This is a genomic window from Streptomyces sp. NPDC012935 (genome assembly GCF_042900345.1).
In the GTDB taxonomy this organism is placed as follows: Bacteria; Actinomycetota; Actinomycetes; order Streptomycetales; family Streptomycetaceae; genus Streptomyces.
The window spans coordinates 174,583-201,385 of sequence record NZ_JBIBBC010000004.1 but is presented as its reverse complement, the minus strand read 5'-3'; the positions used below and the strand labels follow the sequence as shown (position 1 = coordinate 201,385).

22 protein-coding genes and 1 pseudogene are annotated in these 26,803 nt (G+C 71.1%); 12 read left to right on the top strand and 11 right to left on the bottom strand.

Going from position 1 to position 26,803, the window contains the following annotated elements:
* Positions 1-29: 29 nt before the first annotated feature.
* Together ACFY5C_RS12730 and ppdK are read left to right on the top strand one after the other, a co-directional pair.
* Entirely contained in the window at positions 30-1,232 is a 1,203-nt protein-coding gene (locus ACFY5C_RS12730) for an ROK family protein (protein WP_389443708.1), read from the top strand.
* Between the two features lie 406 nt (positions 1,233-1,638).
* Entirely contained in the window at positions 1,639-4,359 is a 2,721-nt protein-coding gene (ppdK, locus tag ACFY5C_RS12725; protein WP_389443706.1) for a pyruvate, phosphate dikinase, read from the top strand.
* Positions 4,360-4,585: 226 nt separating this feature from the next.
* On the opposite strand, the gene ACFY5C_RS12720 is transcribed toward ppdK, so the two are convergent.
* Complete coding sequence (locus ACFY5C_RS12720) at positions 4,586-5,221, bottom strand: MSMEG_1061 family FMN-dependent PPOX-type flavoprotein (protein ID WP_389443704.1); 636 nt, start codon at positions 5,219-5,221, stop codon at positions 4,586-4,588.
* A gap of 204 nt (positions 5,222-5,425) precedes the next feature.
* On the opposite strand from ACFY5C_RS12720, the gene ACFY5C_RS12715 reads away from it, so the two are divergent.
* The 3 genes and pseudogenes from ACFY5C_RS12715 to ACFY5C_RS12705 all read left to right on the top strand — a co-directional run.
* Positions 5,426-6,400: a Ku protein gene (locus ACFY5C_RS12715; RefSeq protein WP_389443702.1), complete on the top strand. Its 975-nt coding sequence runs from the start codon at positions 5,426-5,428 to the stop codon at positions 6,398-6,400.
* A gap of 11 nt (positions 6,401-6,411) precedes the next feature.
* A complete protein-coding gene (locus tag ACFY5C_RS12710) occupies positions 6,412-6,885 on the top strand; it encodes a hypothetical protein (protein ID WP_389443700.1) in 474 nt (157 codons plus the stop codon).
* A 189-nt stretch (positions 6,886-7,074) separates the two neighbouring features.
* Positions 7,075-7,302: pseudogene (locus ACFY5C_RS12705) on the top strand (alcohol dehydrogenase catalytic domain-containing protein); the annotation flags it as partial.
* 156 nt (positions 7,303-7,458) lie between these two features.
* Here ACFY5C_RS12705 and ACFY5C_RS12700 read toward each other — a convergent pair.
* From ACFY5C_RS12700 to ACFY5C_RS12690, 3 genes are all read right to left on the bottom strand, one after another.
* Positions 7,459-8,619 carry an alkaline phosphatase PhoX gene (locus tag ACFY5C_RS12700; RefSeq protein ID WP_389443698.1) on the bottom strand — a complete coding sequence of 387 codons (1,161 nt, stop codon included), beginning with the start codon at positions 8,617-8,619 and terminating at the stop codon, positions 7,459-7,461.
* Between the two features lie 155 nt (positions 8,620-8,774).
* Positions 8,775-10,259, bottom strand: coding sequence for a sensor histidine kinase (locus ACFY5C_RS12695; RefSeq protein WP_389443696.1), 1,485 nt, complete (start codon positions 10,257-10,259; stop codon positions 8,775-8,777).
* Positions 10,256-11,218 carry a response regulator transcription factor gene (locus ACFY5C_RS12690; protein ID WP_389443694.1) on the bottom strand — a complete coding sequence of 321 codons (963 nt, stop codon included), beginning with the start codon at positions 11,216-11,218 and terminating at the stop codon, positions 10,256-10,258. The genes ACFY5C_RS12695 and ACFY5C_RS12690 overlap by 4 nt, the downstream gene beginning before the upstream one ends.
* Before the next feature lie 192 nt (positions 11,219-11,410).
* Here ACFY5C_RS12690 and ACFY5C_RS12685 point away from each other — a divergent pair, with 192 nt between their 5' ends.
* From ACFY5C_RS12685 to ACFY5C_RS12670, 4 genes are all read left to right on the top strand, one after another.
* Positions 11,411-12,016 carry a carbonic anhydrase gene (locus ACFY5C_RS12685; protein WP_389444125.1) on the top strand — a complete coding sequence of 202 codons (606 nt, stop codon included), beginning with the start codon at positions 11,411-11,413 and terminating at the stop codon, positions 12,014-12,016.
* Positions 12,013-13,833, top strand: a complete 1,821-nt coding sequence (locus tag ACFY5C_RS12680; RefSeq protein WP_389443692.1) for a SulP family inorganic anion transporter — start codon at positions 12,013-12,015, stop codon at positions 13,831-13,833. The genes ACFY5C_RS12685 and ACFY5C_RS12680 overlap by 4 nt, the downstream gene beginning before the upstream one ends.
* Positions 13,834-13,976: 143 nt before the next feature.
* Positions 13,977-14,414 (top strand): LAETG motif-containing sortase-dependent surface protein, encoded by a 438-nt coding sequence (locus tag ACFY5C_RS12675; protein ID WP_389443690.1) that lies wholly within the window; start codon positions 13,977-13,979, stop codon positions 14,412-14,414.
* Between the two features lie 38 nt (positions 14,415-14,452).
* The gene (locus ACFY5C_RS12670; RefSeq protein ID WP_389443688.1) at positions 14,453-15,382 is read left to right on the top strand and encodes an oxidoreductase; all 930 of its coding nucleotides are present in this window, start codon (positions 14,453-14,455) and stop codon (positions 15,380-15,382) included.
* A gap of 80 nt (positions 15,383-15,462) precedes the next feature.
* Here the strand turns inward: ACFY5C_RS12670 and nirD are convergent, their stop codons facing one another.
* The 3 genes from nirD to ACFY5C_RS12655 are packed head-to-tail and all read right to left on the bottom strand — an operon-like array spanning position 15,463 to position 19,630.
* The gene (gene nirD / locus ACFY5C_RS12665; protein WP_389443686.1) at positions 15,463-15,816 is read right to left on the bottom strand and encodes a nitrite reductase small subunit NirD; all 354 of its coding nucleotides are present in this window, start codon (positions 15,814-15,816) and stop codon (positions 15,463-15,465) included.
* Positions 15,813-18,419, bottom strand: coding sequence for a nitrite reductase large subunit NirB (nirB, locus tag ACFY5C_RS12660; RefSeq protein WP_389443684.1), 2,607 nt, complete (start codon positions 18,417-18,419; stop codon positions 15,813-15,815). The genes nirD and nirB overlap by 4 nt, the downstream gene beginning before the upstream one ends.
* A complete protein-coding gene (locus ACFY5C_RS12655; protein WP_389443682.1) occupies positions 18,419-19,630 on the bottom strand; it encodes an NAD(P)/FAD-dependent oxidoreductase in 1,212 nt (403 codons plus the stop codon). Before ACFY5C_RS12655 ends, nirB begins: the two co-directional genes overlap by 1 nt.
* A gap of 230 nt (positions 19,631-19,860) precedes the next feature.
* Between ACFY5C_RS12655 and ACFY5C_RS12650 the strand changes: the two genes are divergently transcribed.
* Positions 19,861-20,643: a sulfite exporter TauE/SafE family protein gene (locus ACFY5C_RS12650; protein WP_389443680.1), complete on the top strand. Its 783-nt coding sequence runs from the start codon at positions 19,861-19,863 to the stop codon at positions 20,641-20,643.
* A 21-nt stretch (positions 20,644-20,664) separates the two neighbouring features.
* On the opposite strand, the gene ACFY5C_RS12645 is transcribed toward ACFY5C_RS12650, so the two are convergent.
* Positions 20,665-21,567: an NAD(P)-dependent oxidoreductase gene (locus ACFY5C_RS12645; RefSeq protein WP_389443678.1), complete on the bottom strand. Its 903-nt coding sequence runs from the start codon at positions 21,565-21,567 to the stop codon at positions 20,665-20,667.
* Between the two features lie 97 nt (positions 21,568-21,664).
* Between ACFY5C_RS12645 and ACFY5C_RS12640 the strand changes: the two genes are divergently transcribed.
* Complete coding sequence (locus tag ACFY5C_RS12640) at positions 21,665-22,111, top strand: winged helix-turn-helix transcriptional regulator (RefSeq protein ID WP_389443676.1); 447 nt, start codon at positions 21,665-21,667, stop codon at positions 22,109-22,111.
* Here the strand turns inward: ACFY5C_RS12640 and ACFY5C_RS12635 are convergent.
* The 3 genes from ACFY5C_RS12635 to ACFY5C_RS12625 form a co-directional block, all read right to left on the bottom strand.
* Positions 22,049-22,810, bottom strand: a complete 762-nt coding sequence (locus ACFY5C_RS12635; protein WP_389443674.1) for a class F sortase — start codon at positions 22,808-22,810, stop codon at positions 22,049-22,051. The two genes, ACFY5C_RS12640 and ACFY5C_RS12635, sit on opposite strands and share 63 nt — an antisense overlap.
* Before the next feature lie 81 nt (positions 22,811-22,891).
* Entirely contained in the window at positions 22,892-23,410 is a 519-nt protein-coding gene (locus ACFY5C_RS12630) for a hypothetical protein (protein WP_389443672.1), read from the bottom strand.
* Positions 23,411-24,197: 787 nt separating this feature from the next.
* Positions 24,198-25,844 carry a M4 family metallopeptidase gene (locus tag ACFY5C_RS12625; protein ID WP_389443671.1) on the bottom strand — a complete coding sequence of 549 codons (1,647 nt, stop codon included), beginning with the start codon at positions 25,842-25,844 and terminating at the stop codon, positions 24,198-24,200.
* Between the two features lie 285 nt (positions 25,845-26,129).
* Between ACFY5C_RS12625 and ACFY5C_RS12620 the strand changes: the two genes are divergently transcribed.
* Entirely contained in the window at positions 26,130-26,564 is a 435-nt protein-coding gene (locus tag ACFY5C_RS12620) for a gamma-glutamylcyclotransferase family protein (protein WP_389443669.1), read from the top strand.
* Positions 26,565-26,803: the final 239 nt, after the last annotated feature.

Genomic DNA, 26,803 nt, shown 5'->3' with positions numbered 1-26,803 from the left:
GCAAAGTTGAGTAGCACAAGGGGGTGTGCATGAGCGCACGGGGTCAGGCAAGTGCCGGGGAACTGCTCGAACTGGTGCGGAGCGGGCGAGCCGTCACGCGCGGAGCGCTCCAACAGGCCACAGGCCTCTCCCGGGCCACCGTCGGCCAGCGCCTCGACCGCCTGTTCCGCGCCGGCTGGCTGCGTGAGGGCGCCGGCGGCCCCGTGGGCTCCCCGCTGGGCGGCCGCCCCTCCATCAGGCTGGAGTTCGACGACGCCCACGCCGTGATCCTGGCCGCCGACCTGGAGACCCGGCACGCGCGTGCCGCCGTACTCTCCCTGACCGGCGAGATCCTCGCCGAGCACACCGGCACGCTGGTCATCGAGGACGGGCCGGACCTGGTGCTGGGCGAGCTGGGGCGCTGGTTCGCCGAGCTGCTGGAGAAGGCCGGGCGCCGGGCCGACGAGGTGGGCGGGATCGGGCTCGCGGTGCCGGGGCCGGTGGACAGCGGGACCGGCCGGGTCGTCCAGCCGCCGATCATGCCCGGCTGGGACGGCTACGACATAACGGGACGTCTGGCGGGGGCCTTCACCGAGGCCACCGGCGCCGCGCCGGTCCCGGTACTGGTCGACAACGACGCCAACCTCATGGCGTACGGCGAACGGCGCGCGGGTTTCTCCGACTGCTCGGCGTTCGTCCTGGTCAAGGTCTCGACCGGGATCGGCGCCGGGGTCGTGGTCGACGGCTCGATCTACCGGGGCGTCGACGGGGGTGCCGGCGACCTCGGCCACATCCGGGTGCCGGCGGGCGCGGACGCGCTGTGCCGGTGTGGGTCGTACGGCTGTCTCGCGGCCGTCGCCAGTGGTGGTGCCGTGGCCCGGCGGCTGGCCGAGGCGGGGGTGCCCGCGGCCTCCGGTTCTGATGTGCGGGATGTGCTGGCGTCAGGCCATCCGGGGGCGGCCGCACTGGCACGGGAGGCCGGGCGGCAGGTCGGGGACGTACTGGCGACGGTCGTGACGCTGCTCAATCCCGGGGTGCTGATGATCGCCGGGGATCTGGCCGGGACGCCGTTCCTGACCGGCGTACGCGAGTTGCTGTACCAGCGGGCGCTGCCGCGCTCCACGGCTCATCTGAGCGTCGTGACCTCGCGGCTGGGGGAGCGGGCCGGGCTCGTGGGCGCCGGGGCGCTGGTCGTGGAGCATCTGTACGCGCCCTCGCGGGTGGAGGAACGGCTGCTCGCGCTGGGGGTGTGACGTCCCTGTTTCCGTCTCGAGGCACGTCCGCATGGTGAAATCTCGTCGGCTGTGGCAGCGTGATTCTCGCCACCCTTGATAAGGGTTGCGCTCAGATGAGCGGATCTTGAGCGGCTGCACTTCTCCAAGGGGTGGCACTCGGTGCCACCCCTTGATCGTTCATCGATCGAAATCAAACGTGCGGGATGGCTGCTCATGTGAGCGAAATACCGCACCCCTGGACCCTCTTGCGTTCAAGAAGTGAAAACATCCGCCCGTCACGGCTTGCCAAGCCTTGACTTTCGATCCACTGGCGGACGGGTGGTTACAGGCGCATGACGCGTGAGTAGACGTACCCAGGCGCCTTCGATCTGGGTATGTTCCTCGCCGTCAGGGCAGCCACCGCGTCCTCGAGGGAGTCGAGACCGTGTCGGAAAACAAAGAACCCCACGTAGCGAAGTTCGTTTACGACTTCACCGAGGGAAACAAGGACCTCAAGGACCTCCTGGGTGGCAAGGGCGCGAACCTCGCCGAGATGACCAACCTGGGGCTTCCTGTTCCCCCCGGCTTCACGATCACGACGGAAGCCTGCAAGGTCTACCTCGACAGCGGCGAGGAGCCCGCGGCACTGCGTGACGAGGTGAGTGCGCACCTCGACGCCCTCGAGTCCCGCATGGGCAAGAAGCTCGGCCAGGCCGACAACCCGCTGCTCGTCTCGGTCCGTTCCGGCGCCAAGTTCTCCATGCCCGGAATGATGGACACGGTCCTCAACATCGGACTCTCCGACAAGTCCGTGAAGGGCCTCGCCGAGCAGGCGGGCGACGAGCGGTTCGCGTGGGACTCCTACCGGCGCCTGATCCAGATGTTCGGCAAGACGGTCCTCGGTGTCGACGGCGAGCTCTTCGAGGAGGCCCTCGACAAGGCCAAGGAGGCCAAGAAGGTCACGGTCGACACCGACCTGGAGGCCGCCGACCTCAAGAAGCTGGTCACCGCCTTCAAGAAGATCGTGAAGAAGGAGGCCGGCCGGGACTTCCCGCAGGAGCCGCGCGAGCAGATGGACCTCGCCATCCACGCGGTCTTCGACTCCTGGAACACCGACCGGGCCAAGCTCTACCGCCGTCAGGAGCGCATCCCGCACGACCTGGGTACGGCCGTCAACGTCTGCTCGATGGTCTTCGGCAACCTGGGCCCCGATTCGGGCACGGGCGTCGCCTTCACCCGTGACCCCGCGTCCGGCCACCAGGGCGTCTACGGCGACTACCTGCAGAACGCCCAGGGCGAGGACGTGGTCGCGGGCATCCGCAACACCGTCCCGCTGGCGGAGCTGGAGTCGATCGACAAGAAGTCGTACGACCAGCTGATGCAGATCATGGAGACGCTGGAGAACCACTACAAGGACCTCTGCGACATCGAGTTCACCATCGAGCGCGGTCAGCTGTGGATGCTCCAGACCCGCGTCGGCAAGCGCACGGCGGGCGCCGCCTTCCGGATCGCGACCCAGCTCGTGGACCAGGGCCTCATCGACGAGGCGGAGGCGCTCCAGCGCGTCAACGGCGCCCAGCTCGCGCAGCTGATGTTCCCCAAGTTCGACGACGACGCCAAGGTCGAGCAGGTCGGCCGGGGCATCGCGGCGTCGCCGGGTGCGGCGGTCGGCAAGGCGGTCTTCGACTCGTACACCGCGGTGAAGTGGTCCCGTTCGGGCGAGAAGGTCATCCTGGTCCGCCGGGAGACCAACCCCGACGACCTGGACGGCATGATCGCGGCCGAGGGCATCCTCACCTCGCGCGGCGGCAAGACCTCGCACGCGGCCGTGGTGGCGCGCGGCATGGGCAAGACCTGTGTCTGCGGCGCGGAGGAGCTGGAGGTCGACACCAAGCGCCGCCGGATGACGGTCCCGGGCGGACACGTCGTCGAGGAGGGCGACGTCATCTCCATCGACGGGTCGTCCGGCAAGGTCTACCTGGGCGAGGTCCCGGTGGTCCCGTCCCCGGTCGTGGAGTACTTCGAGGGCCGGATGCACGCGGGTGCGCAGGACGCCGACGAGCTGGTGGAGGCGGTGCACCGCATCATGGCCTTCGCGGACCGCAAGCGCCGGCTGCGGGTGCGGGCCAACGCGGACAACGCCGAGGACGCGCTGCGCGCCCGTCGCTTCGGCGCCCAGGGCATCGGCCTGTGCCGCACCGAGCACATGTTCCTCGGTGAGCGCCGCGAGATGGTCGAGAAGCTGATCCTCGCCGACACCGAGGAGGTGCGCGAGGCAGCCCTCGCGGAGCTGCTGCCGCTGCAGAAGAAGGACTTCGTCGAGCTCTTCTCGGCGATGGACGGCCTGCCGGTGACGGTCCGTCTCCTCGACCCGCCGCTGCACGAGTTCCTCCCCGACATCACGGAACTCTCGGTCCGCGTGGCCCTGGCGGAGTCCCGCCAGGAACCCCACGAGAACGAGCTCCGCCTCCTCCAGGCCGTGCACCGCCTGCACGAGCAGAACCCGATGCTGGGCCTGCGCGGCGTACGCCTGGGCCTGGTCATCCCCGGCCTGTTCACGATGCAGGTCCGCGCGATCGCGGAAGCGGCGGCCGAGCGCAAGAACGCCAAGGGCGACCCGCGCGCCGAGATCATGATCCCGCTCGTCGGCACCGTCCAGGAGCTGGAGATCGTCCGCGAGGAGGCCGACCAGGTCATCGCGGAGGTCGAGGCGGCGACCGGGACGAAGCTGAAGCTCTCGATCGGCACGATGATCGAGCTCCCGCGCGCTGCCCTCACGGCCGGTCAGATCGCCGAGGCGGCGGAGTTCTTCTCCTTCGGCACGAACGACCTCACCCAGACGGTGTGGGGCTTCAGCCGGGACGACGTAGAGGCCTCGTTCTTCACGGCCTACCTGGAGAAGGGCATCTTCGGCGTCTCCCCGTTCGAGACCATCGACAAGGACGGCGTGGGTTCCCTGGTCGCGGCCGCGGCCAAGGCCGGCCGCGACACCCGTCCCGACCTCAAGCTCGGCGTCTGCGGCGAGCACGGCGGCGACCCCGAGTCGGTCCACTTCTTCCACGAGGTCGGCCTCGACTACGTCTCCTGCTCCCCGTTCCGCATCCCGGTCGCCCGCCTCGAGGCCGGCCGCGCGGCCTCCCAGTCGGTGGGCAGCGACCACCGCTAGGCCGCACGGCCACTGAACTCCGGAGTCGTCGCCTGTCCCCGACCCTCAAGACCGATGGGCGGCGACTCCGGTGCACCAAGGAGGGCGGCACCCTGTGCGGGGGTGCCGCCTTCTCCTGCGTCGGTGGCTGAACCCGTCACGAGCCGTCACGACAGGGGCCCCGCGCCGATGGGGCATCTGCCGCGGGCAGGCCCGTCCTGCACAGCACTCGCGGTGGACTACCGCATCAGGCCAGTCGGTACAGGAGGGAGTCACGCTGATCCTGCTCGACCTCGGCGATCGTCAAGCTGGGGTCGCGCTGATGAGCAAGGGTGACCTCGGCCGGCGTCGGCTGCTCCTCCTTGAGCGGCCATGCCTCGGGGCGCCAGAGTTTCGACCGGACGAACGCCTTGGGGCAGTGGGCGTAAACTTCGTCGGCCCGCACGACCAGCGCAGTTTTCGGCGGCTTGCCGACCGGGGTCAGCCGCGCCAGCAGGTCTTCATCGGCCGTGATCCAGGCCGCGCCGTTGACACGAAGCGTCGTGTCCCGGCCGGGGATGACGAAGTTGAGCCCGGCGTGCCCGTTGGCCAGGATGTTGCGATAGCTGTCCAGCCGATTGTTCCCCGTCGCGTCCGGAATCACTACGTGACGCTCGTCGAGGACCGTGACGAAACCGGGGGTGCCGCCCCGAGGGGCCACGTCACAGCGGCCATCGGCATCGCTGGTGGCGACGAACACCACGGGCGAGACCGCGATGAGGCGGCGCGACATCTCGTCGATGTGGTCGAGTTCTTTGCGTACCGCCCGCTCTCCGGGATCCGCGTACAACTCTCGGAGTTGCGCCTCACTGGTCAGAGCTTGGGGTATCAGGCTGTCATCCACTCTGGCGAGCATAGCCCTGTGGGTCGAACATCCGGCCGTGCGCGGGCACTTGAACCAGTAGGGAAGGCCGTAACCCAGCCTGCTGCACAGCTGGGTTGGGCACAGCCACGACGCCGGGGGCCATGCCCGAGGCGTGCGCGCGCATGCGTGCTGAGCGTGGCACTCATAGGCTGGTCCTGCTCGGGGTAGCCGCGGAGGTCTGTCATGCCCCGATCGATCTGGTCCGGAGCCATCTCGTTCGGCCTGGTCACGGTGCCGGTCAACGTGGCCAGTGCCACGGAGAACCACAGCATCAGCTTTCACCAGTACCACCTGGAGGACATGGGCAGGGTCCGCTACCGGAAGATCTGCGAGATCGAGGACCGTCAGGTCGACGAGAGCGAGATCGGCAAGGGCTACGAGCTGGCCAAGGACCACATCATCCCGATCAGCGACGCCGACCTCGAGAACCTGCCGCTGCCCACCGCGAAGGCCGTGGAGATCGAGGCGTTCGTGCCGCTGGAGTCCATCGACCCGATCCGCATCGGCGCCGGGTACTACCTCACCCCCAAGGGCCAGGTCGCGGCGAAGCCGTACAAGCTGCTGCGCGAGGCCCTGGGCAGATCGTCCCGGGTGGCCATCGCCAAGTGGGCGTGGCACGGGCGCGAGCGGCTCGGCATGCTGCGCGTGCGGGACGAAGCGCTCGTGCTGCACGTCATGTACTGGCCCGACGAGATCCGTGACCCCGCCGAGCTGCTGCCGCCGCCCGTGGAAGTGACCGAGAGCGAGATCGACGGTGCGCTGGCGCTCATCGACAGCATGACGCGCGAAGCCCTGGAGGGCCCGGAGTTCCACGACGCGTACACCGACGCGCTGGCGCAGATCATCGAAGCCAAGCGCGAGGACAAGCCCCTTCCCGAGGCACCCGAGCCCGCGGACAGCGAGGGCAAGGTGTTCGACCTGATGGCCGCCCTCAACGAGTCCGTGGCCAAGGCGAAAGCCTCCCGCGGCGAAGGCCCGGCCGAGGTGCACGAGCTGCCGACGAAGAAGGCCACAGCCAAGAAGACACCGGCGAGGAAACAGCCCGCCAAGAAGACGGCCGCGACGAATAGCACTGCGAAGAAGAGCGCTGCGAAGAAGAGCGCTGCGACGAAGAGCACTGCGAAGAAGACCTCCGCGCGCCGGCCCCGCAGCGCCTAGGCGGAGCCCGCATGGACATCGAGCTGACGTACAGCAAGGGGCTGCTGCGGAGCATCGGCGACGTGGAGATCTCCTACGGGCGACGGGAGTGGCTGGACAGCACACCTCGCGCCCTGGGTTCATGGCCGCTTGAGTACAAGCGGCTCAGCACCAGCTTGCGGGCCGTGGACGGCATCGAAATCACCTACCGCACGTGGTCCACCCAGCCTCGCACCGTCGGCCAGTGGAACTGTGAATGCAGCAGGTTCGGTGCCCGCCTGCTGCGCATCGGACCTTATGAGCTCAGGCACGACACAGGCGGCAGTCGCGTTCGTGGCATCGGCCCGCTCGAAGTCTTCTACGACCGACTCGGCTCTCGTCCCATTCGCGTGCGGCTGCATGACGACAGCGAGCGGCTGTCCGACGACCTTGTCCTGGTGCTCTTCCTGGTGCTGTTCTGGCAGGAGCAGGCCTGGGAGGCGTCCCGGCGGCGAGCCAGGAGCTGACAGCCCACCGGCCGGCTGGGAAGGGTCCCGCAGGCAGCGTCGTCGTTGAAGCGTGGCATTTCCCTCAGCAGCATGAGAGCTACGGACTGAGGCGACCCGCCGTGCCGGCTACGGCTGTCGGCCGGTGGCGTTCGGGGCCGGAGCGGGACGTTCCGTCGGCTGTGGCGCGGTCAGGGCGCGTGCCGCGGGGTGTGGCCCTACCAGTCGATGCCCGCCACCGGCACGGGCCGCCCCATGGGCCACGAGTTCCTCGGCATCGTCGAGGAGACCGGCGCGGACGTGACCGGCCTGAAGGCAGGTGACCTGGTCGTCGCCCCGTTCACCTACAGCGACAACACCTGCGACTACTGCGCCCAGGGCCTGCACATCTCATGCCGTAACGGTGGGCGCTACGGCTTCGACGGCGTCGACGCAGGGACGCCTACCGGGCCATGGCCGACCGCCGGGTCCTCAAGGCCTTCATCCGCCCCTGACCGTGAGGGGCGGAAGGGACGGGGCATGCCATCCCCGCACTGCATGTCATCCCCCACTGCTGTCGCGTGAGGGGATGACATGCAGTGCTCAGCGTGACCGTTACGCGCGGAACGGCCCCTTCACCTCATACGTGATCCCGCCCGACGAACTCCCGCTCGTACCCCGCTGGCTGGAGAAGTACAGGCGGGTGCCGTCGGGGGAGAAGGCCGGGCCCGTGATCTCCGAGCCCGACTGGCCGTCGATGCGCAGGAACGGGGCGATGACGTCGGCCGGGGTGATGACGCAGATCTCCATGTTGCCGCCGTCCTCGGCGACGAAGAGGTCGCCGGAGGAGGAGCCGGTGATGTTGTCGACGCCGGTGAGGGGGGCCGTGCCGGAGGTGACGAGGGAGTCGTCGTAGGCCAGCTCGTAGGTGTTCGACGTGAGGTTGAGCTGCCAGACCCGGTTGTCGCCCTTCGTCGTGAACCACACCGTGTCGTCGGCGTAGTGGCAGCCCTCGCCGCCGTTGAAGGACTTGGAGCCCGAGACCTGGGAGCGGGTGGCGGTCGGGGAGCCGTCCGGGTCGGGGATGTTCGCCCAGGTGAAGGAGCCCGAGGTGGCGCTGCCCGCGACCATGACCTGGAGGGTGCCGGAGGACAGGTCGCCCCACGTCGTCGGGACGAAGCGGTAGAAGCGGCCGTTCGTCTCGTCCTCGGTCAGGTAGATCACCTTGCGCACCGGGTCCGCGGCCGCCGCCTCGTGCTTGAAGCGGCCCATCGCGGCACGGCGGACCGCCGCCTGGACGCCCCACGGGTCCGTCTCGTAGACGTAGCCGAGGGACACCTCCTCGCAGGACAGCCAGGTGTTCCACGGAGTCCTGCCGCCCGCGCAGTTCTGGCGGGTGCCCGACAGGATCCGGTATGCGCCCGTGATCGCACCCGCCGACGAGAACTTCACCGCGCTCGCGCCGCCGGATGGGTTGATCTCGGAGTTGGAGACATAGATCCAGCCCGACCCGTCCGCGTAACAGGCGCCGCCGTCGGGGGCGTTGTGCCAGGTGTACGACGTACCGGAGACCGTCTGCCCGGAGCGGGCGATGACACGGCTGGTGAAGCCGCTGGGGAGCCTGATGCCGTTGGCGTCGGGGGAGCCCAGCGCCCCGTACGGGCCGGTGCCGGGCTGGGCCGGGGCCGCGTACGCGGCGCCGCGCCACAGGGTTCCGCCGAACACGGCGGCAGAGCCGCCGAGGACGGCCGCACGCAGGAGGTTACGACGTTCCACTGTCTCTCCAAGAGGTGCCGTACCGCCCCGCCGCCGGTCGACGACGGGGTCGTGCCAGGGGAGCGGCATGGAACCTAAGGGAGCATGGTGGACGGACCGTGGCCAGTTGGTGGCCGTCGGACGGCGCACCTCGGAGCCCTCCATGGGCGGGCAGGTCATGCGCGCAGCGCCGGGACCCCCCGCCTGCGCTGTCCGGGCCGCTCGACACCCGGTCCGTGCGCCTCGCGCGGCGGTTCCGCCGACGGCAGCCGGACCACCGCGTCCAGGCCGCCCGCGGCCGAGGCGTGCAGGCTCGCCTCACCGCCGCTCGCGTGCGCGAGCCGATGGACCAGCGAAAGGCCCAGTCCCGTACCGCCCTTGGGGGCGCCCGGCGCGCGCCAGAAGCGGTCGAAGGCGCGGGCCCGCTGCTCCGAGGTCATGCCGGGCCCCTCGTCGGTGATGTGCAGGTCGACCCAGGCGGGGCGGGCATCACGCAGGGCGCGGCGGACCGGCACATGGAGCCGTAGCTCGATGGCGACCGTGCTGTCGGGCGGGGAGGCGCGCAGGGCGTTGGAGAGCAGGTTGTCCACGATCTGCTCGACCCCTCCCGGCACCGCGAGAACCGGCCCCACACTGCCCGCGAACAGCACCAGGGAGACCCGCTGCTGCTCGAACAGCGGCAGCCAGGTGCGGTGCCTTTCCGCGCAGACCGCGCCCACGTCGACCGGGGCGGGCGTCGCGGAGTCCTCTTCCAGGCGGGCCATCGCCAGCAGCCCCTCGACCATCCGTGCGAGCCGGTCCGTCTCGGTCACGGCCGCGGTGAGGCTGCCGATGCCGCGGTCGGAGACGTTCGGTTCCAGGTTCTCCAGCCGCAGCCGCAACGCCGCGAGCGGCGTCTTCAGCTGGTGCGACGCCTCGCCCGCGAACGCCCGTTGAGCGGCGAGGAGATGAGCGAGCCGGGCCGCCGTCCGGTTGAATGCGGCGGCCAGCCGGCGGACCTCCGGCGGACCCTTCGTCATCGTCACCGGACGCGCCCGCCCGCCCTCGGCCAACTCATGGGTGGCGCGCTCCAGTTCACGGATGGGCCGTCCTGCCCAGCAAGCGATGGCGAACCCGACCACCGCGACCGCCGTGAGGACCCCGAGCCCGCCGAGCGCCAGCAACAGCCAGACGTGACGGACACGTTCGTGCACCGTCTGCGTAGGCAGCGTCAGCCACACGGCACCCTGCAGCCGCTCATCGCGCATGACCGGCCCGGCGACCGACAGATACTCGACGCCGCCGATGGTCGAGGTACGCACGTCCACGGTCGACGTGCCGCGCAGGGCGGCCGCGATACCGGGGCGGGAGGCGAGGTTGGACGACATCACCGCCGCCCGCGGATGCGAGGTGGCGAGCAGGGCGCCGGATGCGTCCACGATCACCACCTGCCCGCCGATGCGCTCGGCGCAGCGCACCACCCTGCGCGGCAGATCCCGCTCGGCCCGTCCCGTGCTGAGAGACAGCGAGGCGTACGCGGAGACCGACTCGGCCTCGTCCTTCGCCGCGCTCACCACCCGCTCCCGCTCGCTGCGCGAGTAGACGAAGCCCAGCGGGATCTCCAGGCAGACCAGGACGAGCGCGGCGAGACTGAGGTAGCTGAGCAGCAGCCGGCGGGTCATGGCGAGGACACCCGAGGCCCGCCCGGCTCGGTCTGCACCGCCAGCCGGAAACCGACCCCGCGCAGGGTCTGGATCCATGCCGGGTGCCCCAACTTCTTCCGCAGCGCGGCGACATGGACGTCCAGCGTCTTGGTCGGGCCCTCGTAATGCGGGTCCCACACCCGGTCCAGGATCTGCTGCCGCGAGTAGACCGCGCCGGGATCCTCGGTCAGCAGCGCCAGCAGCTCGAACTCCTTCGGGGTGAGGGTGACGGGGACCTCGCCGACCCAGACCTGACGGGTGCGCCGGTCCACGACAAGGGGGCCGGGGGCGTACGAGGGTGAGGGAGCGGCCTCGTACGACGGGTCCGGCGCGGTCTCGCGCGACAGAGGTGCGGGTGGCGGCGGGGCCGCCGGGGCGGCCGCCGCCTCCGTACGCAGCCGCTCCACCAGCGCTTCCGTACGTCCACGCGCGACCGGCGCCGCCATACCGACCGGCGCCGTGATACCCCCTTGTGCCGTCATACCCCCTTGTGCCGTCATACCGCCTTGTCCCGCCATGCCTCCTGGTGCCGCCATACCCACCGGCGCCGCCATGGCGCTCGGCTCGGCCACCGTCTCGGTGCGCTGGGTCCGCCGCGTCACCGCCCGCACTCGCGCCACCAACTCCCGCACACTGAAAGGCTTTGCCAGATAGTCGTCCGCCCCCAGCTCCAGTCCGAGGACCCGGTCGGCCTCCTCACCCCGCGCACTCAGGATGATGACCGGGACGTCCGAGACCCGCCGGATGCCGCGGCACACGTCGATGCCGTCCATGTCCGGCAACCCGAGGTCGAGCAGGACGACATCGCCGTACGGCCTTCTCAGTCCCTCGGCGCCGGTGGTCACGTGATCCACCGTCAGGCCGAAGTGGCCGAGGCCCTCGGCGAGCGGTTCGGCGATCGTCTCGTCGTCCTCGATGAGCAGCACTCGTATGCCCATGCGTCCTGTCTCTCCGTGAATTTGCATTCTCTGCCCTGACGTCGACACGCTACAAGAAACAAGCGCTTGCAGGGCGTTGCGACAAAGAATGTCCAATTACTGGACAGGCGCTGGGTTTCACTTAACCTTCCTCTGGTGCGGTCCCCTCTACGGTGCTGTGAACTGGCCGAACTCCCCACCAAGGAGGCACCGTTGAAGGCGTTGCTGGACCGCGCCCGCTCGTTCAAGCGGCGGGTCGATTTCGAGAACGGCGAATACCGGAAACTGGCTGAAGGGCAATATCCCGAGGCGCTCTTCATAACCTGCTCGGACTCGCGGGTCATACCCGCCCTGATTACCGGCGCCCGGCCCGGAGAGATATTCGAGCTGCGGAACGCGGGCAATATCGTGCCGCCGTACGGCAGCCCTGGTGCCTCCGGCGAGGCGGCCACCATCGAGTACGCACTGGAGGTGCTCGGGGTTCAGGACATCGTCGTGTGCGGTCACTCACACTGCGGCGCGATGGGCGCGCTGAAGTCCGGCGACGACCTGTCCGCACTGCCGGGCGTGGACGCCTGGCTCCAGCTTGCCCGCCCCGAACTGGCGCCGCTCCTCACGGCCGCCTCCGACGACCCGTCGCTGCCGGACGTGGCCCAGGGCAACGTCGTCAACCAGCTTGCCGTGCTGCGGACTTACCCCGTGGTCCGGCAGCGGCTGGACGGAGGGCGACTGCGACTGCACGGCTGGTACTACGAGGTCGACACCGGGCAGGTGCACGAGCTGGAGGACGACGGCCGGTTCCGGGTGCATGCCGGATGAGCGGGGCGCATGCGCGCGGGCGTACGCGCACGAAGGTGAGCATGCCGTGGGTCGGGGGCGCCGCGAAGCCGCCGCCGGACCATGGGGTGGGCGTGAGTACCGCCAAGTCGCCGGGCAACGCGGCCGCCGGGGGTGCCGGGGGTGCCGGGGGTGCCGGGGGTGCCGCCGAGCCGTCGGGCAACAAGAGCGCCGGGGCCGCGAAGGTCGACCTCGCCAACGAGATCACCGCCTCCCTCGTCGTCTTCCTCGTCGCCCTGCCCCTGTGCATCGGCGTGGCCGTCGCCTCCGGCGTCCCCGCCGAACTCGGGATCATCTCAGGGGTGATCGGCGGCCTGGTCGTCGGCGCGGTCCGGGGCAGCACGCTCCAGGTCAGCGGACCGGCCGCCGGGCTCGCCGCGCTGGTCGCGGAGACGGTGCTGGAGCACGGCGTCGCGATGCTCGGCGTGATCGTCCTGTTCTCGGGCATCCTGCAGATCGTCCTCGGCGTCGTACGCCTCGGCCGGATGTTCCAGGCGATCTCCCTCGCGGTGGTCCAGGGCATGCTGGCGGGCATCGGACTGCCGCTGATGTTCAGCCAGGCCTACCCGATGGCCGACGCCAAGGCCCCGGGCACGCCGATCGAGAACATGGCGGGCATCCCGGGCCTGTTCGCGGACATCCTCACCAACCCGCAGGCGATGATCGCCACGCTGCTCGGCGCCGCCACGATCGTGCTGAGCTTCCTGTGGAAGAAGGTGCCGGGCCCGGCGAGGAAGGTCCCGGCCGCGCTCGTGGCGGTCGGCATCGGCATCGCGGTCGCCGCGCTGCCCGGCGTGGACGTGAAGACGCTCCAGGTCGGCAATCTGCTGGCGTCGGTGCAGGTACCGGGAGCCGAGCAGTTCGCGGGTCTCGTGGACGCCGCGGTCATCGGCTCCATCCTGACCTTCACGGTCATCGCCTCCGCGGAGAGCCTGTTCACCGCGGCCGCCGTGGACCGTATGCACAGCGGCCCGCGCACCCGCTACAACACCGAACTCATCGCCCAGGGCGCCGGCAACACCGTCGCGGGCATCCTCGGCGCCCTCCCGATCACCGCGGTCGTCGCCCGAAGCTCGGCGAACGTCCAGGCCGGCGCCAAGACCCGCATCTCCCGCACCCTGCACGGCCTGTGGCTGCTGGCGTTCGCGCTGCTGCTGCCGCAGGTCCTGGCGCTCATCCCGATCTCGGTGCTCGCGGGCGTCCTCGTGCACAGCGGCTGGAAGCTGTTCGCGCCGGACGAGTTCCCGAAGATGTGGCGCCAGGACCGGGGCGAGTTCGTGGTGATGACGACGACAACGCTGGTCATCGTGGCGACCGCCCTGCTGGAGGGCGTCCTCATCGGTCTCGCGGCCGGGATCGTACTGGCGGCCCTGCGCATGTCCCAGACGGTGATCCGGCACCACGTCGAGGACGACACCGCGAAGGTCGTCATGGCCGGCAACGCCACCTTCCTACGGCTGCCGCAGGTCATCGAGGCACTGGAAGGCGCGGCGGCGTCGGGCAAGCCGCGCATCCGCCTGGACCTGACCGGCGTGACCCATCTGGACCACGCCTGCCGCAACCAGGTGGAGGAGTTCACTGCGCAGCAGCGGGGGCTGGGACTGCGGGTGGAGCTGCTGATGCCGGGGCCGGGGCGTACGGAGGTACCCGCGCCCGTCCCGCCGGAGCCGTCGGTCACCGCCGAAACGGCCCCGCTGCCAGGGCCCGGGGCTCAGTGGTTCTACCTGGACACACATCCCCTGCCCGACGACTACGGCGACTACGACGACTACGCCCGGCGATCGCCTCTCGTGCGCTGAGCGCCTGCATGCGGTGATCCTGCATACGGAGAGCTACCTTCCGGTCACGTCACGTTCGCATCACGGGTCCTTCATATCTCCTCCGCAACTGCGGCCCCTGGCTACGTTCGTCACCTCACGCACGATCAGGGAAGGACCCTCCCGTGAACCTGCTCCGCAAGCCCGGCGCCATCGTCGTCGCCGCGCTGGCGCTGGCCGCTCTGCCGGCCACCGCCGCTGCCCATGACGGTGACCACCCGTTCGAGAACTGCACCGAGGCCTACGCCAACGGGTACTCCGACATCCCGAAGGGCGACAAGCACTATGGCACCCACCTCGACCGGGACGGCGACGGCCTCGGCTGCGACAGCCCGCCCTCGGACTTCGTTCCGGCCGACGACGCCGAGTCGGAGGGCGGCGCGGCTCCGTCCGCCGACGACACCTCCGACGAGGCGACGGGGCAGGACGGCACCGATCTCGCCGCGACCGGCGGCGACGACAGCACCCCGTACCTGGCGGCGGGCGGCGCGGCCGCCCTGCTCGCCGGCGGCGGGGTACTGGTGGCGGTGCGCAGGCTGCGCCGGACCGGCGCCCGCTCGTAGGCTGGGCCGGAGCCGCCCCCATCCCGAAGGAGCTCCTGATGCCCGGCTGGAACGCACAGCACATCCCCGACCAGAGCGGACGTGTCGCCGTCGTCACCGGGGCCAACAGCGGGCTCGGCTACGTCACCGCGCGTGAGCTGGCGCGGAAGGGGGCCCGGGTGGTGCTCGCGTGCCGGAGTGAGGTGCGGGGTGCGGCTGCCGTGACGCGGCTGGTCTCCGAAGTGCCGGATGCGCACGTCGAGTTGAGGCGGCTGGACCTCGGGGACCTGGGCTGCGTGCGGGAGTTCGCCGCGTCCTTCCCCTACGACCGTCTCGACCTGCTCGTGAACAACGCCGGCGTGATGGCGTTGCCGTACGGGACCACGGCGGACGGCTTCGAGACGCAGTTCGGCGTCAACCACCTGGGGCACTTCGCGCTCACCGGGTTGTTGCTGCCCGCGCTGCTGGGGGTGCCCGGCGCGCGGGTGGTGACCGTCTCCAGTCCGCTGCACGCGGTGTCCAACATCGACATCGACGACCTCAACAGCGAGCACCGGTACCGGCGTTGGATCGCCTACGGACGGTCCAAGACCGCCAACCTGCTGTTCACGCATGAACTGGCGCGCAGGCTGGAGGCGCAGGGGGCGGCGGTGGTGGCGGCCGCCGCCCATCCCGGATACGCGGACACCAATCTGCAGACCGCGGGGCCGCGGATGACGGGGAGCCGGGCGAGCGAGTGGTTCGCGCGACTCGGCAACCGCGTCTTCGCCCAGTCCGCCGAAGCCGGCGCGCTGCCCACGCTGTACGCCGCCACCGCCCCCGACGTCCGCCCCGACTCCTTCACCGGCCCGTCGTCCTTCGGCGGCTGGCGCGGCTCACCCGCCCCGTCCCGGCGGGCCCCCTGGACCCGCAACGACCGCGCGGGCGAGCTGCTTTGGGAGGCTTCGGAGCGGCTGACCGGGGTGGTGTACGACGCCCTGAAGGTGTGAGCACGAGGCCCTTCACGAGGCCACCTTCACGAGGCCACCTTCACGAGGTCACCTCCACGAAGCCACCTCCGCGACGTCCGCTACGCGGCAGCCCGCACCTCGTACGCAGTCACCCGCACCCCCTCGTCGTCCAGGCACTGCCCGGTCTCCAGGTCGAAGCGCTGCTTCAGCAGGGGCGAAGCGACGAACGGCCGGCCCTGGTGGGTGCCGGTCAGCCCACGCGAGAGGACTGCGGCGCCGCAGAACGGGTCACGGTTGTCGATGGCGTACAGCCGGCCGGCGCGGTCGCGGAACAGGGCCACCTGGCCGCCGTTCGGCAGCAGGGCCGCCACGCCGCGGCCGGGGAGCAGATGGGTGAGGTCGCAGACCGTCAACCAGTCAGCGTCCAGGCGTACTTGGACCTTCAGGTCGGTCGTCTCGGGTGCCAGGGTCATCGCTGGGCGCTTCCTTCCAGGGGTCGGTGGCCGATGGTCAGCAGCGGCAGGTCGGGCTTGATCTGGTCGCGCTCGGGGACGAAGCCGACGACCGGGTCGGGGGTGTCGGGGGCGTTCACGAAGGACACGAACCGGGCCAGCTTCTCGGGGTCGTTGATGGTCTCCGACCACTCGTCGCGGTAGTTCGCGACATGGGCCGCCATCAGGGACTCCAGCTCCTCGCAGATGCCGAGGGAGTCCTCGACGACCACGTCACGGACGTGGTCCAGGCCGCCGGGGATCCGCTCCAGCCACACGCTCGTGCGCTCCAGGCGGTCCGCGGTGCGGATGTAGAACATCAGGAAGCGGTCGATCAGGCGGATCAGCTCGGCGTCCGACAGGTCCTGGGCCAGCAGGTCGGCGTGGCGCGGGGTCGCGCCGCCGTTGCCGCCGACGTAGAGGTTCCAGCCGTTGGCGGTGGCGATCACGCCGAAGTCCTTCGACTGGGCCTCCGCGCACTCCCGCTGGCAGCCGGACACCGCCGACTTCAGCTTGTGCGGCGAGCGCAGGCCCCGGTAGCGCAGCTCCAGATCGATCGCCATGCGGACGGAGTCCTGGACGCCGTAGCGGCACCAGGTCTGCCCGACGCAGGACTTCACCGTGCGCAGCGACTTGCCGTAGGCGTGGCCGGACTCGAAGCCCGCGTCCACCAACCGGGCCCAGATGAGGGGAAGTTGCTCGACCCTCGCGCCGAACATGTCGATGCGCTGGCCGCCGGTGATCTTCGTGTAGAGGCCGAAGTCGCGGGCGATCTCGCCGATCACGATCAGCCCCTCCGGGGTGATCTCACCGCCGGCGATACGCGGTACGACCGAGTACGAGCCGTTCTTCTGGATGTTGGCGAGGAAATGGTCGTTACTGTCCTGGAGCGCCGCCTGCTCGCCGTCCAGGACATAGCCGCTCGCGCCGATCGTGGGCGCCAGCGACGCGATGATCGACCCCACCGCCGGCTTGCAGATCTCGCAGCCGTCGCCGCCCCGGGCGCCGTCACGGCCGTAGCGGTCCAGCAGGTCCTGGTAGGTGTTGACGCGCAGGGCGAGGACGATCTCGTACAGCTCCTCGCGGGTCTGCGAGAAGCAGCCGCACAGGCCCTTGTCGACCTCGACGCCGGACGCCTCCAGCTCTGCGGTGACCAGCTGGCCGAGGACCTTGACGCAGGAGCCGCAGCCCGTGCCGGCCTTGGTGCACTTCTTCACCTCGGGCACGGTGGTGCAGGAGTGCTCCGTGACCGCACCGCGGATCGTGCCCTTGGTGACGTTGTGGCAGGAACAGATCACCGCCTCGTCCGGCAGCGCCGACGGGCCGAGCTGGGCGGGGGCGCCGGCCCCGGCGGGCAGGACGAGCGACTCGGGCGAGACCGGCGGCACCGAGCCGGTGAAGGCCTTGAGCGTGCCGTACGCGTCCGCGTCACCGACCAGGATGCCGCCGAGCAGCGTGCCGTCGCGGCCGATGACCAGCTTCTTGTACAGGCCCGCGCGGGAGTCGGAGTACACGACGTCCAGGCAGTCGTCGGTGGTGCCGTGCGCGTCGCCGAAGGAGGCGACATCCACGCCCAGCAGCTTCAGCTTTGTCGACAAGTCGGCGCCGATGAAGGCGGCTTCGTCGGCCGCGATCGTCGCCGCGGCGGTCTCCGCCTGCTCGTAGCCGGGGGCCACCAGGCCGTACACCCGGCCGTCCGACGCCAGCGCGCACTCGCCGATCGCGAACACGTGCGGGTCGGTGACCGTACGGCACTGTTCGTCGACCGTGATGCCGCCGCGCTCGCCGACGGTGAGGCCGCAGTCGCGGGCCAGCTGGTCGCGGGGGCGGACACCGGCGCTGAACACCACCATGTCGGTGGCGAGTTCGGAGCCGTCGGACAGCTTCATGCCGGTGACGGCGCCGTCCGAGCCGACCACGATCTCCTGTGTGCCGACGCCCGTGTGGACGGTAAGGCCCATGTTCTCGATGGTGCGCAGCAGCGCCGCGCCGCCGCCGTCGTCGACCTGCACCGGCATCAGCCGTGGCGCGAACTCCACGATGTGCGCCTCGACGCCGAGTCCCTTGAGCGCACCGGCGGCCTCCAGACCCAGCAGACCGCCGCCGACCACGGCACCGCTCGTGGCCTTCGTCTTCGCGTACTCCTCGATCGCGAGCAGGTCCTCGATCGTGCGGTAGACGAAACAGCCGGCGGCGTCCTTGTTGGGGACGGGAGGTACGAAGGGGTACGAGCCGGTGGCGAGGACGAGGCTGTCGTACTCGAAGACCTCACCCGACCTGGCGGTGACCTTGCGGGCCTCGCGGTCCACGGAGACCGCCGGGTCACCGACGTACAGCTCGATGCCGTGGTCCTTGATGAACTCCATGTCGGTCATGGAGAGGTCCTCGGGTGACTTGCCCGAGAAGTAAGAAGTGAGCGCCACGCGGTCGTACGCCGGACGCGGCTCCTCGCACAGCACGACCACGCGGTGCGTGGCGGTCAGGCCGCGCTCGGCGAGCGCCTCCAGGAAGCGCTGGCCGACCATGCCGTGGCCGACGAGCACGATCGTGGGGGTGGCCTCCGTGGCCTCCGGGGTGGCGGTCATCAGGAGCCTCCATCGTTGGTGAGCAGGTGGAGCAGCGGGGCGTCGTCGGGGAGCGGCTCTGCTCCCTCCCAGGCGCGGGCGAGCGCGCCGACGGTGCCGAGTTCGCCGACGAGAACCCCGCCGACCAGGCGGTCGTCGCGGACGACGACCTTGCGGTAGGTGCCGCGGGTGGCGTCGGTCAGCTGCACGACGTCGTCGCCGGGCCGGGCCTCCGTCTCGCCGAACGCGGCGAGGTCGAAGAAGCCCTCACCGGCCAGCGTCAGCCGGGTCAGGGCCCGGGTGCCGGTGTAACGGGCGCTGCCGTTGCCCGCCAGCAACTCGGCCAGGACGTCGGCCTGTTCCAGCGCGGGTGCGGCCAGCCCGTACACGGTGCCGTCGTGCTGCGCGCAGTCGCCGACGGCCCGGATGTGCGAGTCGGACGTACGGAGCTCGTCGTCGACGACGATCCCCTTGCGGACGTCCAGTCCCGCGAGCTGCGCGAGCCCCGCGCGCGGGTGCACCCCGCAGGCCAGGACCACGAGGTCGGCGTCGAGGGCGTATCCGTCGGCCATCTCCACCGAGCGGACCGCGCCGCCGACGCAGCGCACGTCACGCACGCGCAGGTCGGTGTGCACCTCCACGCCGAGGTCGACGAGATGGCGCCGGACCAGCTTCGAGGCAGCCGGGTCGAGCTGCCGCTCCATCAGCCGCTCGGACTGCTGGGCGAGCACGACCTGTGCGCCGCGCAGCGCGAGGGCACGGGCCGCGGAGACCCCGAGGAGCCCGCCGCCGATCACGACGGCCCGGACACCGGGACGTACGGCCTTGGACAGGCCCAGGCAGTCGTCCATGGTCCGGAACGCGTGCACACCCTCGGGCAGGACCTGGTCCGGCGTGAACAGACCGCGCAGGGGCGGCAGCACCGGGTTCGAACCGGTGGCCAGAACCAGCGTGTCGTATGCGATCTCCGACCCGTCCGCGAGGTGTACGGCTCGCACCTCGCGGTCGATGCCGGTGACCCGGCCACGCCTGAGCTCCGCCGGCGCCGGGAGGGCGATCACGTCGGGGCTGTACCGTCCGGCCAGCACCTCGGCGAGCAGCACCCGGTTGTACGGGCGGTGCTCCTCGTCGCCGACGAGCGTCACGGGCGTGCCCAGCTCGCCGAGCCGCCGGGCGAGCCGTACGCCCGCGAGGCCGGCGCCGATCACCACCACACGCGTATTCGAGGTCATGGCATCGAGCGTGCGGTGCGGGTGTTTCCCGACCGCATCGCATCTGTTTCCCACGAGGAACGCTGCCCTCAGCGAGCGTGCGGGTGCGGTGTGAGGGTTCGCAGGGCACGAAGGGGGCGGGCTGTGAGATCCGGGCCGACGCCGAACCGCACAGGCTCCTCAGGCACCGAACCTCAGATGCTGCTCATGTACATGGACGGCACACGCATCGGCTGCCTAGGGTCGCGATCATGCCCGACATATCGCTGACCATGGTCGTCGCCCTGTGCCTCGCGGCCCTCGCGGCCGGCTGGATCGACGCCGTGGTCGGCGGCGGAGGCCTCCTGCTGCTCCCGGCGCTGCTGCTCGGCCTTCCGGCGAGCACCCCGGCCGCGTACGCGCTCGGCACCAACAAGGCGGTCGCGATCGTCGGCACCTCGGGCGCCGCGGTGACGTACGCCCGCAAGGCACCCGTGGACGTACGGCTCGCCGTGCGCATCGGTCTCGCGGCGCTCGCGGGCTCCTCGGGCGGCGCCTTCTTCGCGGCCGGGATGAGCACCGAGGTGCTGAAGCCCGTGATCATGGTGGTGCTGCTCGCCGTGGCCGCCTTCGTGATCCTGCGCCCCGCGTTCGGCACCGCACCGGCGACGGGCCCGGCCTCCCGCCGCCGGACCCTCGCCGCGATCGGCCTGGCCGGCCTGGGCATCGGGTTCTACGACGGGCTGATCGGCCCCGGCACCGGTACGTTCCTGGTCCTCTCCCTCACCGCGATGCTCCACCTCGACCTCGTCACCGCCTCCGCCACCGCGAAGATCGTCAACTGCTGCACCAACGCCGGAGCGCTCGCCACCTTCGCCTGGCAGGGCACGGTCCTGTGGCAGCTGGCCGCGGTGATGGCCGTGTTCAACCTGGCGGGCGGCACGCTGGGGGCCCGTACGGCGCTGAAGAAGGGCAGCGGATTCGTGCGGGTGGTGCTGCTGACGGTGGTGTTCGCGCTGGTGGCGAAGCTGGCGTACGAGCAGTGGCTGGCGTAGGCCGAGGCCCCCTGACCGGGCCTACTTCTGCCGCAGGTCGAGCAGTTCGACCATGCCGGTGGTGTCCTCGTCGCCGTGTCCCGCGGCCAGCCACCGCTCCATGAGGGTCGTGTACGGCGCCAGCAGCTCGGCGCTCACGCCCTGCTCCTCGGCCGTGGCCAGCAGGGTGGAATTGCCCGCGACCTGCATGGCGAGGTTGGACACGACGTCCTTGCCGTAGTCGCCGCTGTCCAGTTGCTCGGCGGCCGTGTGCGCAGCGGGCGCCATCGCGCCGAGCCACGACACGAGCAGCGGTGCGAAGTCCGTCGGGGCGATGTCCTCGCGGCGGATCAGGGCGAAGGCGTGCAGCACCCCCGCGAACATGCCGTTCATCGCGCTCAGCAGCGCCACGTCGTGCAACGCGGCGAAGCCGGGGTCCGCGCCGACGTAACGGGTGCCGGCCGGGACGGCGAGGGTCTCGCCGTGCTCCTCGAACAGCTCGGGGGAGCCGCTGTAGAAGACGTACGCGCCCGACTCCGCGTCCCCGATCATCGGCGGTACGGCCATGACCCCGGCGTCCAGGAAACGGGCGCCGCGCGCTGTTGCCCAGGCGGCGCGGGAGCGGCCCTGGGCGGGGGTGCCGGTGGTGAGGTTGACCAGGTCACGGCCGGACAGGTCGGCACCGTCGAGGGCCTCGCCGACCGAGGCGTCGTCGAGGAGGCAGACGACGACCAGCCGGTTCGCGGCCACCGCGTCGGCGGCGCTCGCGGCGACGGTCGCGCCCTCGGCGGCCAGGGGTTCGGCCCGGGCGGGCGTGCGGTTCCAGACGGTGAGCGGATGCCCGGCGGCGAGCCAGGCGCGGGCCAGGGCGGTGCCCATGGCGCCGGTGCCGAGGAGGCTGAGCGGGGTCGGGGTCGTGCCGTGTGCAGGGGCGTTGTCAGTCATGGCGTTTAGGCTCGTGGTAGGGGGATCGCCCGCTCAAGTACGCACTTTGGAGTGGGTGGTTACCACGGGGAATGAGTCCAGGCAGGAGGACGGCAGCATGGGGATCGGAAGGCGGCCGGGGGCGTACGTCTGCGGGATCGACGCGGCGATGGACGTGGTCGGGGGGAAGTGGAAGGTGCTCATCCTCTGGGCGCTGCATGAGCGGCCGCACCGCTTCGGGGAGCTGCGACGCGAGCTGCCCGGCGTGACGGAGAAGGTGCTCGCGGCTCAGCTGCGGGAGCTGGAGGCGGACGGGATCGTGCACCGCGAGGCGTACGACGAGGTGCCGCCGCGGGTGGAGTACTCGCTGACACCCCTCGGGGTCTCGCTCAACGCGGCGCTGGGCCCGCTCGGGGTCTGGGGCCGGGAGAACATCCTGGGTGGCGCGGGGGAGCCGGCCGGGGTGTCGGCGGAGGAGGCGCACGGGTCCGCGACGCCGGATTCAGCGGCTGCCGGTGAGATGCGCGAACACGACGACGTTGCCCTGATACCCGGTCGTCCGTGAGTAACCGCCACCGCAAGTGATCACCCGTAGCTCGGGGCGCGGTGCCGGACCGTACACCTTCTCGTCGGGGAAGGCCTTCGCGTCGTACACCTCGACGGCGTCGACCGAGAACAGCGCCGTGCCGCCGTCGCGCCGGTCCACCTCGATCGTGCTGCCCTTCCTCAGGGCGCCGAGGCGGTAGAAGACGGCGGGCCCTTCGGCGTTGTCGACATGGCCGGCGACGATCGCGGTGCCGGTCTCACCGGGCGTGGTGCCGGCCTCGTACCACCCGGCGAGGTTCTTTTGCTCGGCGGGCGGCACAGCGAGGCTGCCCGCCTTCGTCAGACCGAGGCCCATGAGGGGAGCGGAGACGCGGATCGAGGGGATGCGGATGTGGTCGGGAGGGGAGGGAGGGAGTGCGGGGGCGGCGGCTGGGTCGCCGGGGCGGGCGGTCCGGTCGGCGCCGGGGGTCGCGTCGGCGGCAGCTGTTCTGCGGGCCTCGGCGTGGGACCTGGCGTCGGCATCCTTCCTGGCACCCGCCTGCGCTTGCGATGGCTGCGGCGGGGCGTGCGTCTCGGTGCCGTTGGTCAGGAGCCAGGCGCCGGAGCACAGGGCGAGGGCGGTGGCGGCGGCTATGGCGGCGTTGCCGACGCTCCTGCGGCTGCGACGACTTCGACTGCGCACATGAGCCTCCCGGGACTCTCCTCGGTTCGCCCTCATCCCCCTCCGGGCCGCGAGGGGCGTCGGACCCGGAGGGGGAGGGGACGTGCGGTACCGGCGACGGACAGCGGAGGGTGTCCGTCAGATCCCGTCGCCTCTCGCCCGGCGATGCAGGAGCCAGGTACCGCCCGCAGCGGCGACGGCGAGAGCCGTCACGCCGGCCGCGGTCTGCACGGGATCGCGGCCGAAAGCGCCGCCGACCCCCGTCTTCACACTTCCTCTCGGATGCACCTGCCCGCTCGCGGCCGTCAGCGTGACGACCAGGTCGCCCGTCACCTTCCGCCCGCCGTCGGCGCAGGTCGCGACGATCTCGTACGTCCCCGGCTGCGCGCTCGGCGGCACGCGGAACTGCCCGGTCGCGGCCTTCTCGTGCGTGCTCGGCGCCAGCGAGAAGGAACCGGCGCCGACCGCGCTGGCGTCGCCCGCGGCACCGCCGTCCCGGCAGGCTGCCGTGTCCACGGTGACCTGCCCGCCCGGTACGACCGAGGCCGGGGAGACCTTCAGGTCACCACCGTCGCCGCCGTACGCGGGTGTGACGACGAGACCGACGGCGCCGACGGCCAGCGCGGTCCCGGTCAGCAGACGGGCGGTACGTCGCATCGAAGCTCCTCCGAGCACACGGACTCACGACCCGCGGCACCCCCAAGTGCCGCCGCCTCGGCCGAGCCCTGCCCTTCCGAGCAAAGAGCCATCACGCCACGAGCGCTTCCCGAGAAGGCGCCGGAAATGGGGTGAACGGGTGTCGTGAGGGAGGGGGGAGAGCGTGGTGCGGGCACTGTTTCAGCAGGTCATTGCCGGGTGGAGGGTGCGTTGGGGGGAGAGAATGCGTTGGGTGGGGGGTGGGGGTGTGAACGGGTGACTTGGTGCCCGGGGCGAGGGGGTCGAGGGGGTGACGGGCCGGCCGGCGGGCGAGGGGAAGGGCAGGCGGGTCGGCTCCGGGGCGGGGCCCGACGGATGCGCCGGGGCCGAGGTCGGTCCGGGGACAGGCGGCGCGGCAGGCGAGGGGGCAGAGTGCAGGCCGGGGGAGAGGCGGCCGAGGCGGAGCGGAGGGTCCCGGGCAGGCGAGGCGTGGCAGAACCGACGGGTGGCTCAGCGGAAGGATGCCGAGGGCACGTCGGGACCGAGGCCGGATGACGGACCGGAGGACAGACGGGCAGCCGATTCAGCCGGACGGTTCCCCCGAGCCCTACGGCGAGGGGGAGGGCCGGACGGCAGCGGAGCCTATCCGACCCCGCTGCCCAGCCTCCGTGAACTCAGCCGACCCAAGGGCGCGGGGCTGTATCGACTTGCGGCTCCGCCGCGTGGGCGCGACCAGCCACGGACGGCCCGCACCCGGCCACGCACTCCCACCGCCACCGCGCCGGGCCGCCGTCAACTCCCCGGCGACTCAGCCCACGTTCACCGCACGCCAGGCCGCCCCCACCGCGGAGTACTCCGCACTCCCGGCCCCGTAGAGGTCCTTCGCCGCACTGAGCGTCGCAGACCGCGCCCCCGCGTAGTTCGTCGAGGACGTCATGTAGACCGTCAGCGCCCGGTACCAGATCTTGCCGAGCTTCCCGCGGCCGATCCCCGTCACCGAAGAGCCGTCACAGGTGGGGGAGTTGTAGCCGACCCCGTTGACGGTCTTCGCCCCGCTGCCCTCAGCCAGCAGATATGCGAAGTGGTTGCCGACGCCCGACGAGTAGTGGACGTCGAGTTCCGCCGTCCCCGCGCTCCAGCAGTCCACCGAGACACCGTCCTTCGACGGCTTGTCCATGTACCGCAGGGCGTTCCGGCCGAGCCCCGACCGGACGACCTTCTCGCCGATCAGATAGTCGCCCGGGTCCGAGGAGTTGCCCGCGTGGAACTCCACGAGCGACCCGAAGACGTCCGACGTCGCCTCGTTCAGGCCACCGGACTCGCCCGAGTACGTCAGCGCGGCGGTCTTCGACGTCACGCCGTGCGTCATCTCGTGGCCGGCCACGTCCAGCGACACCAGCGGTCCGAGCTGGGTGCCGTCACCGTCGCCGTACGTCATGCAGAAGCAACTGTCGTCCCAGAAGGCGTTGTTGTAGTCGTTCCCGTAATGCACGCGGTTGAACGAGCCCTTGCCGTCACCCGCGATGCCCTTACGGCCGTGGACGTCCTTGTAGTAGTCCCACGTGACGTCCGTCCCGTACTGCGCGTCCACCGCGGCCGTCGAGCGGTCGCTCGTCGCACCGGTGCCCCAGCGGTTGTCGGCGTCCGTGAAGACCGTCGACGGGGCGCGGTTGAGGCAGATGGTCAGGATGCACAGGTCGGTCTTGTTCGCCGCGTCCCCGGTGTACGTGCCTCCGCGCGTGGCGTCCTTCAACTGGTACGCCGACCCCGCCGCCGTCGTCTCCAGCGGCACCGTGCCCGCGTACAGCGACTTCCCGTCGCCGGACGCCTTCTCGATGCTGTCCCACGCGTCGATCCGCGTCCCGGTGCGGGCGTCGGTCAGCACCGTGTGGGCGACCGGGTTGCCGGCGGAGTCCTGGGCGACCGCGTCGGTCCGCCAGGCCAGCTTCGGGGCGCCGTGCAGGGCGTCGACCACCAGCTCGGGCTTGGACGTGAGCCTCTTCAGCGTCTCGCCGACGTTGGCCGCACGCAGCACGGTCGCCGCGAGGTCGGCCGCCTTCGGTGCGGAGACCCTGGGCGTCACGCTCGACAGGGAGAGCGCGTCCTTCGTCGCGCGGGAGGCGCTGCGATACGTACCGTCCTTCGCCAGGTGGACGACGAAGTCGCCGCCCAGGACCGGGAGTTGGCGGTAGGTACGGTCGTAGCGGACGTGCTGGGCGCCGTCCGCGTCCACGATCACGTCCCGCACGGCGGTGTCCTGCGCGGCCGTCAGCCCCAGGCTCCCCGCGTGCTCCTTCAGGGCCGACGCCGCGTTCTTCAGCGCGGTGGCCCTGGTCGGAATGTCGTCCGCGCCGGCGTTGGGGGCGAGCGTGGTGGCCAGCAGGGTGGCGGTGGCGGCGACGATGCCGGCCGTGGCGAGTCGGGAACCACTCAGGTGCGGCCGTATTCGGCTCATCGGTCTCCTTCGAACGGGCGGGAGCACAGAAGATGACCAAGATTCAAGGGGCCGTGCGCATGCCGTGGACAGGGTGAGTACGTGCAGGTGTGTGAGGGGAGAGGACCGTTTCTGCGAAGGCGGTGATCCTGGTGTGCGCACCCGTGCCCACCGCGCCGCCGAGGCCGGTACCCCGATCGCGCGCCCCCGGTCGGTACGCTGCGCCTCGGCCGCCCCCAGCCCCCGGCCACCGCCCTGCCCCAGCCCTGCGCCGCGCCGGCGCCCGCGCCGAGGAGACGGCCCCAAGTGACCCCGCCGCCCCTGCCCTTCTTCGTCTACGGCACCCTCCGCCCCGGCGAGCCCAACCACGACGCCTTCCTGCGCGGCCGCACCCTCACCGAGGAACCGGCACGACTGGCCGGGGCGGTGCTGTACGACGGCCCCGGCTACCCGTACGCAGTCGAGGGCGCGGGCGGGCGCGGCACGGTGTACGGCGATCTCGTCACGGCCCGCCCCGAGGAGTACCCCGCGCTCCTCGCCGCCCTGGACCACCTTGAGGAGTACGCCCCGAACGACCCGCACAGCCTCTACGAACGCGTCGCCCGCGAGGTGGTCCGCGACACCGACGGAACGGCCGTAAAGGCGTGGGTGTATGTCGCGGCGCCCCCGGTCGCGGCCCGCCTGCGTACCCGCGGCAGGCTCATCGAGAGCGGCGACTGGGCGAGGCGGCCGCCGGGCTGAGCCGGGTGCCGGCGTGGCTGTGTCGGGCGCCGGTGCTCCATTGGCTCCCACCTACCCGACCGGGCCGAGCGGCTGTCCCGCCCGAATCGCCCCCGCCTACCCGACGGGGCCGAGCGGCTGTCCCGCCCGAATCGCCCTCGCCACCCGACCGGGCTGAGCGGCCGTCCCCACCCAATCGCCCTCGCCACCAGACCGGGCCGAGCGGCCGCCCCGCCCGAATCGCCCCCGCCACCCGACCG

Excerpts from the sequence above, each read along its gene's own strand:
- ACFY5C_RS12680 (WP_389443692.1), top strand. The coding sequence starts at position 12,013 with ATGAGCGGGGCGCATGCGCGCGGGCGTACGCGCACGAAGGTGAGCATG.
- ACFY5C_RS12690 (WP_389443694.1), bottom strand. The coding sequence starts at position 11,218 with ATGGGCATACGAGTGCTGCTCATCGAGGACGACGAGACGATCGCCGAA.
- ACFY5C_RS12645 (WP_389443678.1), bottom strand. The coding sequence starts at position 21,567 with ATGACTGACAACGCCCCTGCACACGGCACGACCCCGACCCCGCTCAGC.
- ACFY5C_RS12650 (WP_389443680.1), top strand. The coding sequence starts at position 19,861 with ATGCCCGACATATCGCTGACCATGGTCGTCGCCCTGTGCCTCGCGGCC.
- nirD (WP_389443686.1), bottom strand. The coding sequence starts at position 15,816 with ATGACCCTGGCACCCGAGACGACCGACCTGAAGGTCCAAGTACGCCTG.
- ACFY5C_RS12640 (WP_389443676.1), top strand. The coding sequence starts at position 21,665 with ATGGGGATCGGAAGGCGGCCGGGGGCGTACGTCTGCGGGATCGACGCG.
- ACFY5C_RS12695 (WP_389443696.1), bottom strand. The coding sequence starts at position 10,259 with ATGACCCGCCGGCTGCTGCTCAGCTACCTCAGTCTCGCCGCGCTCGTC.
- ACFY5C_RS12715 (WP_389443702.1), top strand. The coding sequence starts at position 5,426 with ATGCCCCGATCGATCTGGTCCGGAGCCATCTCGTTCGGCCTGGTCACG.
- ACFY5C_RS12635 (WP_389443674.1), bottom strand. The coding sequence starts at position 22,810 with ATGAGGGCGAACCGAGGAGAGTCCCGGGAGGCTCATGTGCGCAGTCGA.
- ACFY5C_RS12625 (WP_389443671.1), bottom strand. The coding sequence starts at position 25,844 with ATGAGCCGAATACGGCCGCACCTGAGTGGTTCCCGACTCGCCACGGCC.
- nirB (WP_389443684.1), bottom strand. The coding sequence starts at position 18,419 with ATGACCGCCACCCCGGAGGCCACGGAGGCCACCCCCACGATCGTGCTC.
- ACFY5C_RS12730 (WP_389443708.1), top strand. The coding sequence starts at position 30 with ATGAGCGCACGGGGTCAGGCAAGTGCCGGGGAACTGCTCGAACTGGTG.
- ACFY5C_RS12670 (WP_389443688.1), top strand. The coding sequence starts at position 14,453 with ATGCCCGGCTGGAACGCACAGCACATCCCCGACCAGAGCGGACGTGTC.
- ACFY5C_RS12655 (WP_389443682.1), bottom strand. The coding sequence starts at position 19,630 with ATGACCTCGAATACGCGTGTGGTGGTGATCGGCGCCGGCCTCGCGGGC.
- ACFY5C_RS12630 (WP_389443672.1), bottom strand. The coding sequence starts at position 23,410 with ATGCGACGTACCGCCCGTCTGCTGACCGGGACCGCGCTGGCCGTCGGC.
- ACFY5C_RS12710 (WP_389443700.1), top strand. The coding sequence starts at position 6,412 with ATGGACATCGAGCTGACGTACAGCAAGGGGCTGCTGCGGAGCATCGGC.